We start from the raw sequence: 17,667 nt of genomic DNA on the forward strand, positions 1-17,667 counted from the left end.
TTATCCGTGTTTTGTTTTTTAAGCCCAAGCACTTCTCACTTTTTGATTTTTTAATGAGTCCGGCTAAAGGCATCGTGTATCTTTGCGCCAAATTGAAGCACAGCCCTTGAAAAAAATCTATTCACTCATATTCAAGACCTTCTTCGGGCCCTTTGTGATAACCTTTTTCGTGTCCCTATTCATATTGGTCATGCAATTCCTTTGGGTATACATTGACGATATGGTGGGTAAAGGGCTGGAGATGACCGTCATTCTGGAACTTCTGTTTTTTGCTTCGGCCAACCTGGTGCCTATGGCCCTGCCTCTGGCGGTACTGCTGTCTTCGATTATGACATTCGGAAACTTGGGTGAACACTACGAGTTGGTGGCCCTCAAATCATCGGGACTATCGCTTCAGCGTATTATGTCTCCGCTGATTGTGTTTATGGTAATGCTCTGCATTGGTGCCTTTGTTTTCTCCAATAACGTTTGGCCCGTCGCTAACCTCAAGTTTGCCTCCCTTCTCTACGACATCCGCTCCAAAAAACCGGCTCTGGATATTAAAGACAAGGCCTACTACAAAGACATTGACGGATTTGTTATCCGGGTAAAAAACCGGGACGAACAAACCGATATGCTCCACGATGTGTTGATCTATGATCATACGGACAACCGTGGAAATAACCGGGTGATTCGCGCCAAAAAAGGAAAGATGAGCATGTCTGAGGATCAGATGACGCTCACCTTTGTGCTGGAGCAAGGAAACCTATATGATGAATTAGAGGGAGATAAGTTCCCGCTCTACCGATCGTCGTTTGAAAAGAAAACCATTCGATTTGACCTCTCCGACTTTAAGATGGCACACACGGATGAGGACTTATTTAAGAACAACTACAAGATGATGACCATCGACCAGCTATCGCGCAAAATTGATACGCTGAAAATGAAGATGGACGTCAGAACCAAAGACTTCCACAAAGGATTGATGGAAAGCTTGCTCATTGTTTCCGACTCTCTCAAGTTGGACAAGCCTTTGGCCGCAGAAACCCCAAATCTGAACCATTGGTTTGATTCCTTACCCAAGCACAAAAAGATTCAATACATCAATTGGGCGCTCAACTCCGTTCGGTCTACGAATACCTATGCCGGAGTTTATGAAGCGGAGCACAAATCGCGGCTAAAAACCATTCGGAGGCATGAGATTGAATGGCACCGCAAGTTCACCTTATCCTTTGCCTGTTTGATTCTCTTCTTTATCGGAGCACCGCTTGGAGCGATTATTCGTAAAGGAGGATTGGGTATGCCTACGGTGATCTCCGTACTGCTGTTTATAGCCTTCCACATCGCCTCTATTTCAGGTGAGAAAATGGTGAAGCAAGGGCAGATGACTCCTTGGATCGGAATGTGGATGGCGTCACTGGCACTTACACCTGTCGGTATATTCTTAACGTATAAAGCCACAACCGACTCCGTCATCCTGGACTCTGAATTCTACCGGAAACTGGTGGGAAAACTGATCCGCTTCCGTTGGATATCAAACTGGGTAAACCGTGGAAAAAAAGAGTCCTAAACCCAAGCTATTGGTTTTACTGTCCCGGGTGCCTTATCCCCTGGACAAAGGAGATAAGCTTCGAGCCTATCACCAGTTAAAAGGACTGCACGAGCGTTTCGAAATTATTCTCTGTTGCCTCTACGTAGGAAACATTCCCAATGAGGCTCGGGAAAAGTTAGAACCACTGAGCGACCACCTGTACTTCATTCCCCTAAGCAAAGCGGGAATTGCCTGGCGAGTAGCTACCAATTGGTGGCACAAACGACCTTTTCAAGTAGCTTTCTTTCATAGCCCCAAGGCACAGCAGGAATTGGATAAAATCATCGAAAAGCACTTGCCACACCGGTTTTATTGCCAGCTTATTCGAGTGACGGAATATGCCCGTAAATACACCATTTTCGGCAAAACACTGGATTACATGGACGCCTTATCCATTGGTATGCAGCGGCGCTATGAGCAGAGCTCATTTTTGCTTCGACCACTCATTCGAGAGGAGGCAAAGAGATTGGCGACTTACGAAAATCAAGTATTTCAGGATTTTGAGAAGAAGGTGATTATTTCGGAACAAGATCGCGATCATATTGCCCACCACAATACGGATGAAATTGACGTCATTCCTAATGGCATTCCCGTAGATTACTTCGAACCCCGAAAAGAAAAGCAGGATGTGGAGCTGTTGTTTACCGGAAACATGGCCTACCCACCTAACATTGAGGGAGCACAATACATCGTGAAAAAAATCATGCCCCTGGTTTGGGAAAAATACCCAGACACCAAGGTTTTAATCAGCGGTAAATCTCCTACGATGAAGGTGAAAATGCTCGCTGGAAAAAATGTGTTGGTCAGTGGCTGGGTAGAAGACATGCGTGACTCCTACGCCCGTGCCAAAATCTTTGTGGCTCCGATGGTTTTAGGATCCGGCCTGCAAAATAAACTGCTTGAAGCGATGGCCATGGAATTGCCTTGTATCACCTCGCCTATTGCCAACCGTGCGCTGGGAGCCAAGGAAAATGAAGAAATTCTAATTGGAACCGAACCAGAAGAATATGCCCAACACATTATCGATCTAATCGAGCAACCGGAAAAGCAACAAAAACTGGCTGAATCAGGAAGGAAGTACGTATCACAATCCTTCGACTGGAATCACTGGAATCAAAGGTTAGCCAACATTATTCAGAAGTAAGCCCAAGGCTAAGCGAGCCATTCAATCACTCCCAATTTACTAGCTACTTCTACTGGGCAATCTGAATTTTGTCTGTACGGCTCTCCCCGTTAATCTCATAACGAACGAGGTACCATCCACTCTGCATTTGGCTTACATCTACAAAACCATCTTCACGGGTTTCGAAAGTATAAACCTCCTGGCCTTGCAGGTTAAAGAAATGTAGGGTTGTGGTTTCACCTTCGGGAACTTGTCTTACCTGTAGGTAATCTACCGCAGGATTGGGATAAATACTCAACCTCTCCGTTTCGCTTACCGGACTTCCCAAAGCAGGCTCCAAGGCTAATTTGAAGCGAAACAATTGAGTTCCAGTTTCTTCTTTATTGGCGGCAAAATACATATAGCCGTTCATCCATTCCATTTGTTGACGGTCTACGATCAAATTGTTCTCAACCGGACTAAACACCTGGTAAGTGGTTTGCGCTGTACCCTGAGTACTCCACCACTCTTTACCTCCTAAAACACTAAAGAACAGTTGATCACCAATCATTTTGCCCACCCAATCACCATAACCGTGAACCGGAATGGTTAAATAGCTCCAGCTTGCCTCGGCCGCATCGTAAACCAAAATTGAATCCTGGCTAAAACTATAGACCATACGATCTCCGATATACCATTGTCTGCGTTTTGAATCAACTTTGGTAAAGTTTGCTTCACCCGCCTTCATGATCCAAAAGTCATGTTCTCCAGTGGCGAAAATGGCGTATTTGTTCGCTCCCAAAATTTGAGGCTGCACCCGATACTCCATGTAACCATGCATGGGGTTATCATCTACGCGGATGTTGTTGCCAGGCACCAATTCTTGAAATAGGCTTGCTCCTTTACCTTCCTGGTAAGTCCAAATCTCAGGTCCATGCTCCTCGTCCTGATCCACATAGAGGTACTGGCCACCCCAGGTGATTCCCGGAACATTTGGGTAAAAATTGTGATAACCAGAACACGACTTTCGAATTCGTCCATTTCGGTACGAATCAAAATAGTGGCAGTTGCCTTGCCCCTCTTCCCGGTAAATCCGGTGAAATAAGGGTTGATTGAAGTAAGCGCCAATGGACTTACATTGATCAAATTCCGTTTTCTCTACCAACTTATCTCCCTGTGGGTGATAAGCATAAGGCACTCCTTTGTCATTGGTAAACCAATCGGTTCCAGCAACGTTGTAATAGCCAAAATCGATGAACTGATAAGGGTAGGTTCCCTGGTAGGAGTCCTCACTTGACCAGTTCCAGGAGATTTGCTTGCTCTGAGAACCTTCCGCTCTCCAAAGCTGGTAACCGCTGTTTCCATTGTTGGCCATAAAGAACATTCCGTTCTCGGTAGGCTGGAATCGGGCTAAGTGGGAGCCTTCCTTTCCCGGACGAACGTCTGCCAATAGGGCTTCTTTTCCAATTCCGGTAGAATACCAAGGCTCGTCCCCGGTTTCCTCTTGATAGGCCTCGAAATAAAGCACATTACCTCGCTTGGATAACTCAGCTACCTTCGAATAAGGCTGATCCAACAACTGATCGTTGATATCGCCTAAATGGCCTTGGATAGGATCAAACTCTTCAATTCTATAGTCTCTCGGAGATTGCAAAACCCGGGTAACCCAATACAAACGGTTGTTATAGGTGGCCATTTCCATTTGGTAGTTGTAGAATAGATACATGGAATAGTCGGCCACTTTTTCGGTTGAGCTGTAATAGATGCGAACCTTGTCATTGAAGAAATAAACCAATCCAATTTCATCCACTTCAACCTGGGCCGCGGCATAGTTCCCCACAATAGGCTTCACGGAGTTTTGCTCAATCACCCAGGTCGTGTAGCGTCCCGAGTTTTTACGCGAATAAAAAATGTCTTTGCTGTTTTGGTGAAAATGAGCCGTGTGGCGAAAATCCGCTTTTTTCGTAGCGTATAGGGTTTCAATGTTTTGCTCAAATCTCCTCAGGTGAATAGAGTCGTCAGCAGTAGACCACTCGTAGTAAACGGTATCTTCTCGAGCCATGAATACCATGGGATATCGAAAGCCATTTACACCAGGTTCTACGTTTTTCTCAACAAGTGTTTGAGGTTCAATGTACTTCAACTCATATTGAGATTGAAGCTCACTATCGGAAAAATAGATTCTGGTCTTACCCGCATCCAAATTCACCGCGTTGCTGTTTCGTTTGTTAATGGTTTTCCAGCTGGTTGGATTTCTTCGATCCATTACATCCATCCGGAATTGACCATCCGTATCAGGATGAAAAACTACCATGGCCACGGTTTCATCATTGGCCACCATTTGCATCACTTGATTGACGTTATTCAGGGTAGTGCTGAATGAAGCTGCACTTTTGCCTTCCTCCAATTCCACGTACTTAAACGTGGCACCATGAGAATAAACAAAGGCCAGGCGATCACTTAATTTATTCAAGCGAAGAACATAGGCAGGATCGCCTAATCCTAATTCTATTTCAATTACTTCTCCAGATACCAAGTGCAGCCAAGCCAACTTTTCTCCATAACCATTGGAGTAGCCGTAGCTAATTAAGGCATGATCGCCGCTTACCGCTTCCATTTTTAAATAGGGAGATGAGAATAGCGTCTTAAAGGAATCTTCCTTAAAAATTCCGATCGTTTGAATTTGCGGACCATAACCAAAGGCACTTTCAAGCCCCGAGTGGATAACCAACCCGTGCTTAGAGTCTAACACATTGGAGTGGGATTTCGTCTGTTTTCCTTCTTCAAAAAAAGTTACCTGTTCCAGCTGTTGAGCATAGAGTGGTGAAACAGACAAACAAATCAATAGCAGTTGTAGTACGTGTCGAAGCATGGCCAAGGTTTTACCAAATGTAGGTATTATTTAAACGCCTAATAAATAGATCTTTAGCGCACAATGGTCACCCTACCTGAAGTCGATTCCTGCTGATTGGCGCAGTCGGTAAACTTAATGACGTAGAAATAATTCCCTACCGGGCACTCTTTGCCATTATGCATACCATCCCACCATTCAGACGGATGATTGGAACGGAACACAATTTGTCCCCAACGATCCATGATAGAGATCTCAAAGTTTTCATCTTCCTGAACAAAGGTTCCCCAGGTTTCATTTAAACCATCGCCATTAGGGGTAAAGCTGGTGGGAATCATATCAAAAGGAGTTACCCCTTTCAAAATTTCCACTTCGTCAGAATTCTTGTTTCCACACTTGTCGTAAACGGTCACTTGATAGTAACCCGGCTTTTTCACCTTTATGCTTTTGGTCGATTCTCCAGTACTCCAATCGTAGATGGAGGCATTTTCAGACTCAGCCGTAAGCGTGTAGGATTCACCAAAACAGAAGTAATCATCTTCTCCAAGGTCCACATCTACCGAAGTAATGTAATCGACCTGGATATTATCAGAAACCTCTCCACAGAAATTGGTGATCGTTATGGCATAAGTTCCAGGCTCGGAAACGATGATAGAAGTATCGGTGCTTCCGGTACTCCACTTGTAACTTGAATTTGGGAAGGTAGCACTCAGTTCAACCGTTTCACCTTTACACAGGATGGTGTCTTCTCCCAAGTTTACGGCTGCAAAATCAAATACCGTGACGGTCGTTGAATCTTTGGAACTACAACCGTTTCCGTCTGTTACAGTTACAGCGAATTTCCCTGAATAGTTAACCGCTACCGTATCAATAGTATCTCCAGTTGACCAGTTGTACTTTAAATAGTTACCTGCGCGAAGAACAGCTTCCTCTCCTTGGCAAATGGCCTGTGGCGAACCTAAGTCTACCGGTGTATGCTTATACTCGGTCAAGGTGGTTGTATCTACCCAGGTACAATTTCCGGAATCAACAGCTTCGAGCCAATATTTTCCTTCTTTGTAGACCTTAGCGTCACGTGTGGTCTGCCCATCACTCCATTTGTAGGAGAAATAACGATCGGTACTACTAAAGGTAGTCGTATCGCCTTCGCAGATATAAGAGTCTGAGGTGATATTGAGTACAGGTCCGGTTTCGTATTCCAATTTCCAATAGAAGGAAATCATAAACGGTGGGTTCCAGTCAATGGCTCGTATGGCAATCACATTCCGCCCTACCTGTAAAAAGGGATACAGATTATGAACATTCAAATTGGAATTGGTAGCAGCACCTGCCATTTGACCGTTAACGTAAATCACGTATTCGTTGTCAGCAGAAATTTCAGCCAACGTTCCCGTTCCATTAAAATTGGTTGCCTTCAGGCAGCCATTCCCCAAGGTTTTGAGGTAGAATGATTTTCTGAAATAAACCGTATCCTGATAAGGAAGCAACCACATACTCTGTGATCCAGGTGCAATAGGATATCCGGGAACGATGTTTGGAGAAGGTGCCGTGGAATTGGACCATCCGGCATCGTTAAATCCCACATCATTCCATCCTGGGGTAAGGGTCGAAGAACACTTCCAGGTACCATCTCCTTTAAATTCAAACACGGTTTGAGACTGTGCTTCAAATGAAATGGCAAGTAGAAGGGTTAGAACGAGATATGAAAATAATTTCTGCATCTGAGATCTGCAAAAATACAAAGGATCTCTATTAAAAAAGAAAAAGGGCTGAAGTTTACCAACAGCCCTTTCTTAATTTGCTTTTTGACTTAATGACTCACTTTTTTCGGTTTACGAAAAACGAACTGTCCGTCAAACTCATCGAGGATGATATGATCACCTTCAGAAACCCTTCCAGATAAGATCTCTTTGGACAATCCATTCATCACTTCTTTTTGAATTACCCGCTTTACCGGACGAGCCCCGTATTGCGGGTCAAAACCCACATCGGCGAGCAAGCCAATGACTTCATCAGAAGCTTCCATACGGATGTCTTTTTGGGCCAACAAGCGCTCCACTCCTTTGAGTTGAATGCGAACGATGTCTTTGATATTATCGGCACTCAGAGGAGTGAACATGATGGTTTCATCGATTCGGTTGACGAACTCGGGCTTCAAGGATTGACGAACCAGACCTAAAACATCGTCTCGAGTGCGTTCAAAAACCATTGGGTCTTTTCCATCGGCAGCATCGTAGTTGTCACGAATGATTTCACTGCCCAAATTTGACGTCATGATGATGATCGTATTTTTAAAATTGGCCACTCTCCCTTTGTTGTCCGTCAAACGCCCGTCATCGAGCACTTGGAGGAGAATGTTGAAAGCATCCGGGTGTGCCTTTTCGATTTCATCCAGCAAAATCACGCTGTAGGGTTTGCGTCTGACGGCTTCGGTCAATTGCCCGCCTTCGTCATAACCGACATATCCTGGAGGCGCCCCTACCAAGCGAGAAACGGCGTGGCGTTCCTGGTATTCACTCATATCAATTCGAGTAAGTGCTCCTTCATGATCAAATAAGTATTCAGCCAAGGCCTTTGCCAATTCTGTTTTACCCACACCGGTCGTTCCCAAAAACAAGAAGGATCCAATTGGTTTCTCTTGATCCTGAAGCCCTGCCCTACTCCTACGTACAGCGTCAGCAATAGCCACAATGGCTTCATCCTGACCGATGACACGCTTGTGCAACTCATCTTCCAGATGAAGCAATTTTTCGGCTTCGCTTTGCATCATCTTGCTCACAGGCACTCCGGTCCATTTACTGATCACTTCAGAAATGTCCTCGCTATCTACTTCTTCTTTCACCATTTGCGAACCACTGGCCTGCATTTCTGCCAATTGAGCCTCAAAGGACTTCAACTGGTCCTCAGCCGCTGACATCTGGCCATAGCGTATCTCAGCTACACGTCCGTAATCGCCTTCACGCTCAGCCTGAGTAGCTTGAAGCTTCAGTTGTTCAATTTCTTCTTTTACCCGCTGGGTTCCATCAATTACTTCTTTTTCACTTTCCCATTTCGCTTTCAGCTGATCCCGTTGTTCAGTGAGGTTTGCAATTTCCTCCTTGAGCCCGGCAATTTTCTTCTTATCACCTTCCCGCTTAATGCCCTCGCGTTCAATCTCCAACTGGCGAATCTTACGTTCTACCTCATCCAGTTCTTCGGGCATAGAATTGATTTGAATGCGCAACTTTGATGCTGCTTCATCAATCAAATCAATGGCCTTGTCTGGCAAAAAACGATCGGTGATGTAGCGCTGACTCAACTCTACGGAAGAGATGATGGCTTCATCCTGAATGCGAACTTTGTGATGGGTTTCGTACTTCTCTTTCAAACCACGGAGAATCGAGATTGCATCTTCTACCGTAGGTTCGTCCACCATTACGGTTTGGAAGCGGCGTTCCAGGGCTTTGTCTTGCTCAAAATACTTTTGGTATTCATTCAATGTGGTAGCTCCAATGGCACGTAACTCTCCACGGGCAAGGGCAGGCTTGAGAATGTTGGCTGCGTCCATGGCACCTTGTCCTCCACCGGCACCTACCAGGGTGTGAATTTCATCAATAAACAGGATGATTCTTCCATCGCTGCTGGTCACTTCCTTCACCACGGACTTGAGGCGTTCTTCAAATTCACCTTTGTACTTAGCTCCGGCGATTAAGGCTCCCATATCCAGGGAAAAGAGTTCCTTTTGCTTGAGGTTTTCAGGTACATCTCCCGAAACGATTCGGTGAGCCAAACCTTCCGCAATCGCTGTTTTACCTACTCCTGGTTCTCCAACCAGTATGGGGTTATTTTTTGTTCTACGCGATAAAATTTGAAGTACCCGACGTATTTCATCGTCCCGGCCAATAACGGGATCCAGTTTTCCTTTAGCCGCCTGTTTGTTTAGGTTAATGGCGTATTTATTCAGGGAATTGTAGGTATCCTCGGCAGTTTGGCTTTTTACCGTTTCGCCCTTACGCAATTCTTTAATTGCGGCTTTTAACCCTTTCTCGTTCAACCCATTGTCTTTCATCAACTGAGCAATGGTTGACTTGGTCATCAAGAGTCCCAATAACACATGCTCGATGGAAACGTAATCGTCTCCAAACTCCTTTAGCAGCGAAGTGGCTTTCTGAAAAACCTGAGCTCCCTCTCTCGAAAGGTAGGCTTCTCCTCCACTCACTTTGGGGTAGCCCTCCACGATTCGATCTAAAGCTTGGCGGAAAATATCGGTATTCACTCCCAATTTCTTGAAGAGGAAGGGAGTCACATTCTCATCTACAGCGAACACACCTTTCAAAACGTGCCCGGTTTCGATGGACTGGTTACCCGCTTCAAAGGCCATTTGCTGGGCCATTTGAAGGGCTTCCTGTGTTTTAATGGTTAAATTATTTGTATTCATATTGATAATGCTCTTTTAGTCTGTTTTGCACTCAGGGCATATCAAGTACTCGGCCAAGGAAAAAGATCAGAAATTATGGCAGCAAATGCACTATGGACAGGTCATTTAGACAGGTCTTCGAAAAAAAAGCCGCCAGAATTTCTGGAAATGAAAGAAGTGGAGGATTAATTCTCCTTAACCAACTGGAAGTGTTCTATCCGGCCTCCCCAGGATACCCGAATGTGGTAAGTTCCCGATTCAAAAGTGGATAGATCCATAGACAAAGTCTTTTCATCTACCTTGTCTTTGCGCATCACTTCCTTGCCCTGTGAATCCAGGATGACCATATCGAAGGATTGAATTCCCTCCGGAACTTCGAGCACAAACCGACCTTGGGTAGGATTAGGATAGATTTTAACCCCACCTGGTTTCGCCTCCTCGCCTATCCCCACATTCGTAAAGGTGTAGCAGGAAGAAGTATCCGTGCAGCCGAAGCGATCCACCACCAAAGCATAAGATCCATTGGCCTGAGGCTTGAAGGTTTTACCCGTTTCTCCCGGGATGGGCAAATTTGTTGCACAATCTATCCAACGATATTTTCCAACTCCCAAGGCCTCCAATTCACTCGAAGTTTGCTTGACTGACGAATCCGGAACAATCCGGCGCAATTCGACCTGAACCACGCTATCGCAGCCCAAAATTGATTTAAGAATAAACTTTTTGGAAGCTGTATTTGTACCGATCGTGCCATCAGGAAAAACATAGCTATCACCATAACAGATAGTATCTGCCAAGAACGTAGAATCTGCTAGATAAACAGATAAATCAATGATTAAATATTCCACACAACCCATATTCTGTTGAGCCAAAGTATCCCGAACTGCAACAGAAGAAACCTTTCCACTGGGGAAAGTATAAGATGTACCACGACAAATGGAATCACGGGTATAATGATATACAGGAGGAAGCGATATAAAATGGGTCACCAGGGTATCCAAACAACCTTGTAAATTGGTTACAAGTGAAGTATCTGTTTTGCTCGTATCACTTTGACTTCCATTAGGAAAAGTATAGGTTTTCCCGTGACACAGTGTATCATTTTTATGAATAACAGGAGGATGAGTAACAAATAGATTCACGATAATAACACTATCACAAGCCTGGCCCAACAATAAAGTAGTTGTATCGCTTAACGGACCTGTTGGAGTGATGCTTCTACCATCTGCAAATTGATAACTTCCTCCCAGGCAAACCGTATCAAAAACCACCATAGGTGTAGGAGGAATAATGGAAAGTTGAGTGACTACAATGCTATCACAGCCCTTTATCGTTTTGATGGTGCTGGTTTGAGTAGTGGCTCGATAGGATGAGCTTCCATCGGGGAAATAATAAGGAGCACCTTGACAGATAGAATCTACCACGGTATCACGCGGTGCAGGCAAAATGCTCAACGTAGTCACCCAATTCGCTGAGCAGCCTAACGAGTCTGTTACTGCTGCTGTATCCACTGTGGCCACATTAGAGCTGTCTCCATCAGGGAAATAAAAATAATTTCCACTGCAAATAGTGTCCAGAGAAGCCATCCAAGTTAGTGGACGTTCATACAAATGAGTAACCACCAAACTATCACAAAATCCATTGGAATTTAAATGGCTGGTATCGGTTGTAGTACTCCAACCCGTATCTCCATCAGGAAAAATGAAAAATAGCCCATTACAGATGGTATCATAAAGAACCGTTTGTGGAGGGTTTGGAATCACAGTCAAATTAGTAATTATGAGGCTATCACAGTTATTTACTGACTTAAGAATCGAGGTATCAACCTTACTAACTGTGGCCGTATCCAGATCAGGAAAATAATAGGTGCCAGATGAACTGCAAACGGTTTCATAGACCTCATTTACCTTATACTCTACCGTTAATTCAGTTAAAACGAGACTATCGCAACCATTGACTGATTGAAAGAAACTGGTATCCAAAGTAGAAACAGAGCTGGAGTCTCCATCGGGAAATACATAATATCCCGGACCACAATGAAGCACACGATTAAAATCTCCACTATAGGTTTGAGACAAATGGAGCAATACCGAATGCGGACAGTTGGAAGCTACTTCCCGACCGGCACCTGGATCTAAATCCACATTCTTCCCATCTATATTCATATAAAGATGAACACTACTTAAAGTAGGTAACATTTGTTTGTAGGGAAGATAGGTACTACCAGGAAATGCTATCTGGCTGGCATACTGGTAGTTTAACTTATTATCAAGAGCCATGATTACATGGCCTTCACTGAAATCAAAAGTATTATCTACTCCAGGACCTGGATCCAAATCTATTTCGAAGCCTCTAACGTATCGAGCCCATAGGAAAAGCCTATTTGATATTTTCTCCCGTTTTATTTCAACGTGGTCAGCGAAATAGCTTTTACCATCAAACTGGCGAACGATTATGGGCGTTGCATTCGGATTTAGTTTCGCTACAAATCTCCTGGATTTAGAAGCATCCAATGTATGGGTCCCTGATCCGATGTCCAAATCCAAACTAAAGTCTCTTGCGATACCCGCGACAAATACCTCTCCTGAGGCATTAACTTCCATGCTCATGGATTGAGCATCATACTTGCCTCCCCAAATAAAATTTCCAGCCGTGTCATAACGAGCAATGAAACTGTAATAAGATGAGGGGCCAAGGACGTATTGATTTGTACTGGGATCCAGGTCAATTGTGCCTGAATTAATCCCTAATAGATAAGGATTTCCAGCAGTATCGATTTCAAAATCCTCCACACCGGCATCATAGGAACAGATCAGCTGCTTCGCCCACTCAAAGTTACCTACAGGGTCATACTTGGAAATAAACAGATCTGATTTGGTACCTACTCTATTAACCAAAGCCGTACTTGTTGCAAAATCAAGGTTAACCGGAGCATAGAGAATTCGACCAGCTAAATAAATATTCCCTTTAGTATCGCAGTGAATTCGAGCGACCCGGGCCGTGGTACCCGATAATTTATTTTTCTCATAAACCAACCACTTCAGGTTTCCATCCTTAGTATATCGAGCCAAAAACGATGATGTTCGCAAAGAGTACCCCCAATTGACAGCCGTACCCAGATCAAAATCCACCGAATCCTTGAACGTACCGGTCATAATGATGTCGTCATTATCGGCTAACGTAATATCTAAAACCTCAATATTCCCTTTGCTGCTACCGGTTCCTTCAAAAGTTCGTTTCCACAGAATCTTTCCTGCTTTATCCCTTTTTATTACATAACCTGATAAACTTTTAGCGCTTTGGCCTTTTAGAACATGGTCGTTTGAATTTCCGTTTCTCTCAAAATAAACTTTACTTCCTGCTTGAATTAGGTTGCCATCCGAGGTAGATTCAAGGCTTACTTCCAATTTCTGAGCACTGCCCGGAACATTAAATTCGTTACGGCCTACATAGGCCAGCGAAGACTTTGGAATGCTTGATGGCTTAACCGATAAATTTGTGGTTACTGTGCTATCGCAACCTTTTGACGAGGTAAGTACAGAAGTGTTGGATTTAGCACTAACTGTTAAGCTGCTATCCGGAAAGGCGAAAACTTTTCCCTGACAAATACTCTGGGTGACCATCACATTCCGAGCAGAATCGCTTCGATAGGTCAATTCAATGATCAAAAGGCTATCACAGCCCTGTTTGGTTTGAAACCAAGAGGTATCTCTAATTGCGGTATCGCTGCTATCTCCATCAGCAAAGTAGTATACCGTTCCCTGACAAACTGAAACAGTGTCCACTTGATAGCGAGGGGTATCTATATTAATATCTAAAATAACCAAGCTATCACACCCGAACTGATTGGTAAGTAAAGTAGTATCCAATCCCCCCTTTTTTGCTGTATCTCCGTTGGGTAAAAGATAGGGTTGACCATAACAAGCGGTAACGGAAAAGTAGTTTGTATCCGGCTTAATCACTCGCAAATCAGTGATCAATAAGGTATCGCATGAGGTCGAATTATGAATAATGGAAGTATCTACAACATCTGTGATGGACGTATCTCCATCTGGAAAAGTATAGGTGTTGCCCTCACAGATGTAGGCTAAGCGATGGGTATAGGTAACGGTGTCCAATTTCAAATCGGTGATAATTAAACTATCGCAGCCAAATTGATTCGAAAGTGTGCTGGTGTCTACGGTGGCTATTGAAGATGTATCTCCATCCGGAAAAGTGTAAACTCCCTGAGCGCATTTGGTAAAGGATAAATAGGTAGTATCCTGAGTACGAACTATAACATGATGGTTGGTAACCGTATCCCGGCAAATCACCTGATTACTTGAACTCGTGTCCAAAAGAATGGTGTCCGAATAGAAGTACTTACTAAACAATTGAACACTATCTCCTGGACAGATATAGTGGTAAGCATTCTTTTGCAGTGCTGGTTTTCCGGGACTCGATTTTATCCAGGTGGCGGCATGCATATACGACGTTGAAAAGCTTCCATGGGGACCTTGTCCGGATACAACAGTGGAACTCGAAAAAATAGGACAACCTCTGCTATCAAAAAGAGCATATGCATAATGATCCGGGCAATTGATCGGAGTGGTTCCGCTTAAATGATTTATGGGGTTTACCGCAAACCAATTCATACCAGCCTGTTGGCCGTCAACCAAACTCTTTTTGTAATATGGAGGAACCCCTGGCCAGTCAGCCCCGATAGTCACGGGGTCACCACAGGCGCAAACATCGTATTCGAGGGTTTGATTTTGTTCTATTCTAAGAACTTCGGTATCAACCTTAATCGTCCCTAAAAAAAGATTCCAATTTGGTGGGGAACTACAGCCACCTAAAACTGGGCAAGCGTAAACATCCAAAAATGGATAATCCGGGTAAACATTAATACCAGCAACCATGTGCTTATGAGTCCAAACATTATAGGAGTTCGCCCAACTGTGATTGTAAGAATACGCCCCCATATTGGCCACATAAACGCCGCCATAAATATTCGGGTCCAAGGTGTCGGACAAGATAATTTCAACAGTTGCTCCTTGCCCAACGCAATTGGCTTTGGTAATCGTTCGGTAGGAAAGTATAGTAGGGAGGTTGTTTTGAGCTTGAATGGATTGACCCAATAGGAGGGCTCCCATCAGAAAGACCAAGCCCCCAAAGGGAGCAATCTTAAAAGGTAGGCTTATAAGTTTCATGAATTCTGAAGCAAAGTTTCACACTTGCAAAATTACCCGGCCTAGTAGGTTGCTCAAAACCGAATTCAAAGCCAATCTGACCGAATTCAAAAATCCTAGTCTTGCTTAATGACCCGGAAGCGAGATTGGCTTCCCCCCTGCTCTATTTGCAGAATGTACATTCCTGTGGATAATTGAGATAGGTCTAAGGTGTATTGCTGCTCCTGGATAGTCCTTTGGCTTTGGATGACCTTGCCACTCAAATCCAGCACTTGCACCTGATATGGTTCTGGACTCATGCTCCATTCCAAAAACAATTCTCCAGAAGTTGGATTCGGGAACAACCGAATAGCATTGGAATTTAAGGTAAGATCTCTTGTACCGACCGTTTCAATCGAATAACATGCCGAGGTATCAGTGCAGCCAAAGCGGCTAACCACCACGGCATAGGAACCATTTTGAGTAAAGCCAAAGGCTCGCTGATTAGCGCCTGAAATTGCCTGGCCGGTTTCACAATTAATCCACTGATAGTGGCTTGCTGCCGGATCATGAGCCAATAGGCTATCGCTGAATCTCCAAACCGCCGTATCAATCTGATTGACGGTTAAATGCGTTATAACGGTACTATCACATCCAAAGGCGGTTTGATAACGAACGGTGTCTTTTCCGGAAGTACTCGTTGTTGCTCCACCAGGATAAGTGTACGTTTCACCATGACAAATTGAATCATACCGCTGAATTGTATGAGAAGGACTGACCAATAGAGAGATATGAATGATACTATCACAGCCCTTATGGGTCTGGTAATAAAAATTTCGGCTTCCGGCTACAGTGGTTACGCTTCCATCGGGAAAAGTATAGGACTCACCTTCACATATTCTGGCCAATTGATGCTTGTATGAAGTGGGATTTACCCAAAGGTGGGTTTCGATAATGCTATCGCAGCCGCTGGAAGAATTCAGCTTGCTCATTTGGACCATGGATGTATCCGATTTTGTACCATCAGGAAAGGTATAGGTGTTTCCACCGCAAATGGTATCGTAATCTACTCTGCGGTACTTGGGTGTCACTCCTAAAAAGGTGATAATGGTCATTACGCAACCCTGCTGATTGGTTACAATACTGGTATCTACTGTGGCTATAGAGGATGTATCACCATCAGGAAAGGTGTGTACCTGGTCCTGGCAAGTCATCGCATTTACGAAAGTCGGCTGCCCTTGAACGGTAACTATTAAATGTGTAATAACAAGGCTATCACAACCTCCGGCACTGGTGATCAAACTGGTATCTGTGGTGGCTATGGATGAAGAGTCGCCATCGGGAAAAACGTAATTCTGTCCCTGGCAAATAACGGCATTCACGATCACGGGAGATGGAGGGGTTACCGTAAGTTGAGTGATGACCAAACTATCACAGCCTCCAATTCCGGTTAATAGACTGGTATCCGTTGTTGAAATGCTGGAAGTATCTCCATCTGGGAATGTATAAACCAATCCTTGGCATTGAGATACCGAGACCTGGGTCGTTGCTACAGGTAACCTTCGGAGGTCGGTAATGATTAAACTATCACACCCATGCTGTGATTGGAAGAGACTGGTATCTACCCGTGCTCCAGAGCTTGTATCTCCATCTGGAAAAGTGTAGAGAATGCCCGAACACAGGGTAATGATGGTATCCGATCTGAATCTTGGATAAACTTGAAGGTAGGTGGATTTTATGGTATCAATTCCTCCGGTTACCACCACGGTATCCTTGTAAATTCCAGTTGTTTTACGAAAGCCCCCTGCTGCATATAGACTATCGCCAGAGCAGAGTGTATCATAGAAGTTTACGTAGGTCCAGGTAGAGTCACAAAGCATCTTAACATCGTTGCTATCAAGAGCCCGTTTATACACCCTAACTTCATCGATTTTTCCGTCGAAGAATTCACGGGTCAAGTAAGATCCAATAGATTGCTTGATGGTCCCGGGAGCAGCCAGTTTCCCTGTTTTGGTGCGAGTACCGATGAGCTTTCCATCCGAATAGAGGTACATGTTTTTACCATCATAAACACCGGTAATACAATGCCAGTTTCCATCGGTATAATTGGAAGCGGTTATCGCCACATCGAGCTCCAGGTAAACGTTTCCTGAATGAATTCCAAAGGACAATAAAGTCCCATTATGCTGGAACGCCAACAGGTAATTTGCAGGCCATGGACCTTGTCTTGTGATGTTGTAATAGGTTGATGAAGTAATATTATCTGGCTTAACCATAGCACTAATGGTGACCACATCGGTATCGCTCAAGTCCCATCCATTCGTTTGAATCTGATCATTGATCCCATCAAAATCGTAAGCGCTATTGGCGTTGTTGTGTCGGTCTGTGGTTAATGAAACTCCCCCCATGGTTGTCCCATTTTTATTACCGATGGCATCATTGGCATTTCCCGAGAAGGGATAATAATGAATAAGATCCGTATTGATACTTTGGGAGAATACGAAGGAGGAAAGGGTGGTCAGAAAGACAATTGCAACAAGCGTCCTAAGATGGTTAAGGCTCATAGCTCTGAAAATTAGGGATTAGGCGAAATTAGCTTCGCTA

General features: G+C 44.2%; 7 protein-coding genes. 2 read left to right on the forward strand and 5 right to left on the reverse strand.

Annotated features, from left to right (window positions below):
• Window positions 1-106: 106 nt before the first annotated feature.
• Window positions 107-1,549 (forward strand): LptF/LptG family permease, encoded by a 1,443-nt coding sequence (locus KFE98_20195; GenBank protein ID UTW62294.1) that lies wholly within the window; start codon window positions 107-109, stop codon window positions 1,547-1,549.
• The gene (locus KFE98_20200) at window positions 1,530-2,714 is read left to right on the forward strand and encodes a glycosyltransferase (protein ID UTW62295.1); all 1,185 of its coding nucleotides are present in this window, start codon (window positions 1,530-1,532) and stop codon (window positions 2,712-2,714) included. Before KFE98_20195 ends, KFE98_20200 begins: the two co-directional genes overlap by 20 nt.
• A gap of 49 nt (window positions 2,715-2,763) precedes the next feature.
• Here the strand turns inward: KFE98_20200 and KFE98_20205 are convergent, their stop codons facing one another.
• The 5 genes from KFE98_20205 to KFE98_20225 form a co-directional block, all read right to left on the reverse strand.
• Window positions 2,764-5,544, reverse strand: a complete 2,781-nt coding sequence (locus KFE98_20205; GenBank protein UTW62296.1) for a T9SS type A sorting domain-containing protein — start codon at window positions 5,542-5,544, stop codon at window positions 2,764-2,766.
• A 53-nt stretch (window positions 5,545-5,597) separates the two neighbouring features.
• The gene (locus tag KFE98_20210; protein ID UTW62297.1) at window positions 5,598-7,244 is read right to left on the reverse strand and encodes a gliding motility-associated C-terminal domain-containing protein; all 1,647 of its coding nucleotides are present in this window, start codon (window positions 7,242-7,244) and stop codon (window positions 5,598-5,600) included.
• Window positions 7,245-7,333: 89 nt separating this feature from the next.
• Entirely contained in the window at window positions 7,334-9,940 is a 2,607-nt protein-coding gene (clpB, locus tag KFE98_20215; protein ID UTW62298.1) for an ATP-dependent chaperone ClpB, read from the reverse strand.
• Window positions 9,941-10,104: 164 nt separating this feature from the next.
• Complete coding sequence (locus tag KFE98_20220; GenBank protein ID UTW62299.1) at window positions 10,105-15,105, reverse strand: T9SS type A sorting domain-containing protein; 5,001 nt, start codon at window positions 15,103-15,105, stop codon at window positions 10,105-10,107.
• Between the two features lie 95 nt (window positions 15,106-15,200).
• Complete coding sequence (locus KFE98_20225; protein UTW62300.1) at window positions 15,201-17,627, reverse strand: T9SS type A sorting domain-containing protein; 2,427 nt, start codon at window positions 17,625-17,627, stop codon at window positions 15,201-15,203.
• Between the last annotated feature and the right edge of the window lie 40 nt (window positions 17,628-17,667).

The sequence above is a fragment of the bacterium SCSIO 12741 genome (assembly GCA_024398055.1).
Taxonomy (GTDB): domain Bacteria; phylum Bacteroidota; class Bacteroidia; order Flavobacteriales_G; family Salibacteraceae; genus SCSIO-12741.

Excerpts from the sequence above, each read along its gene's own strand:
- KFE98_20205 (UTW62296.1), bottom strand. The coding sequence starts at position 5,544 with ATGCTTCGACACGTACTACAACTGCTATTGATTTGTTTGTCTGTTTCA.
- KFE98_20210 (UTW62297.1), bottom strand. The coding sequence starts at position 7,244 with ATGCAGAAATTATTTTCATATCTCGTTCTAACCCTTCTACTTGCCATT.
- clpB (UTW62298.1), bottom strand. The coding sequence starts at position 9,940 with ATGAATACAAATAATTTAACCATTAAAACACAGGAAGCCCTTCAAATG.
- KFE98_20220 (UTW62299.1), bottom strand. The coding sequence starts at position 15,105 with ATGAAACTTATAAGCCTACCTTTTAAGATTGCTCCCTTTGGGGGCTTG.
- KFE98_20225 (UTW62300.1), bottom strand. The coding sequence starts at position 17,627 with ATGAGCCTTAACCATCTTAGGACGCTTGTTGCAATTGTCTTTCTGACC.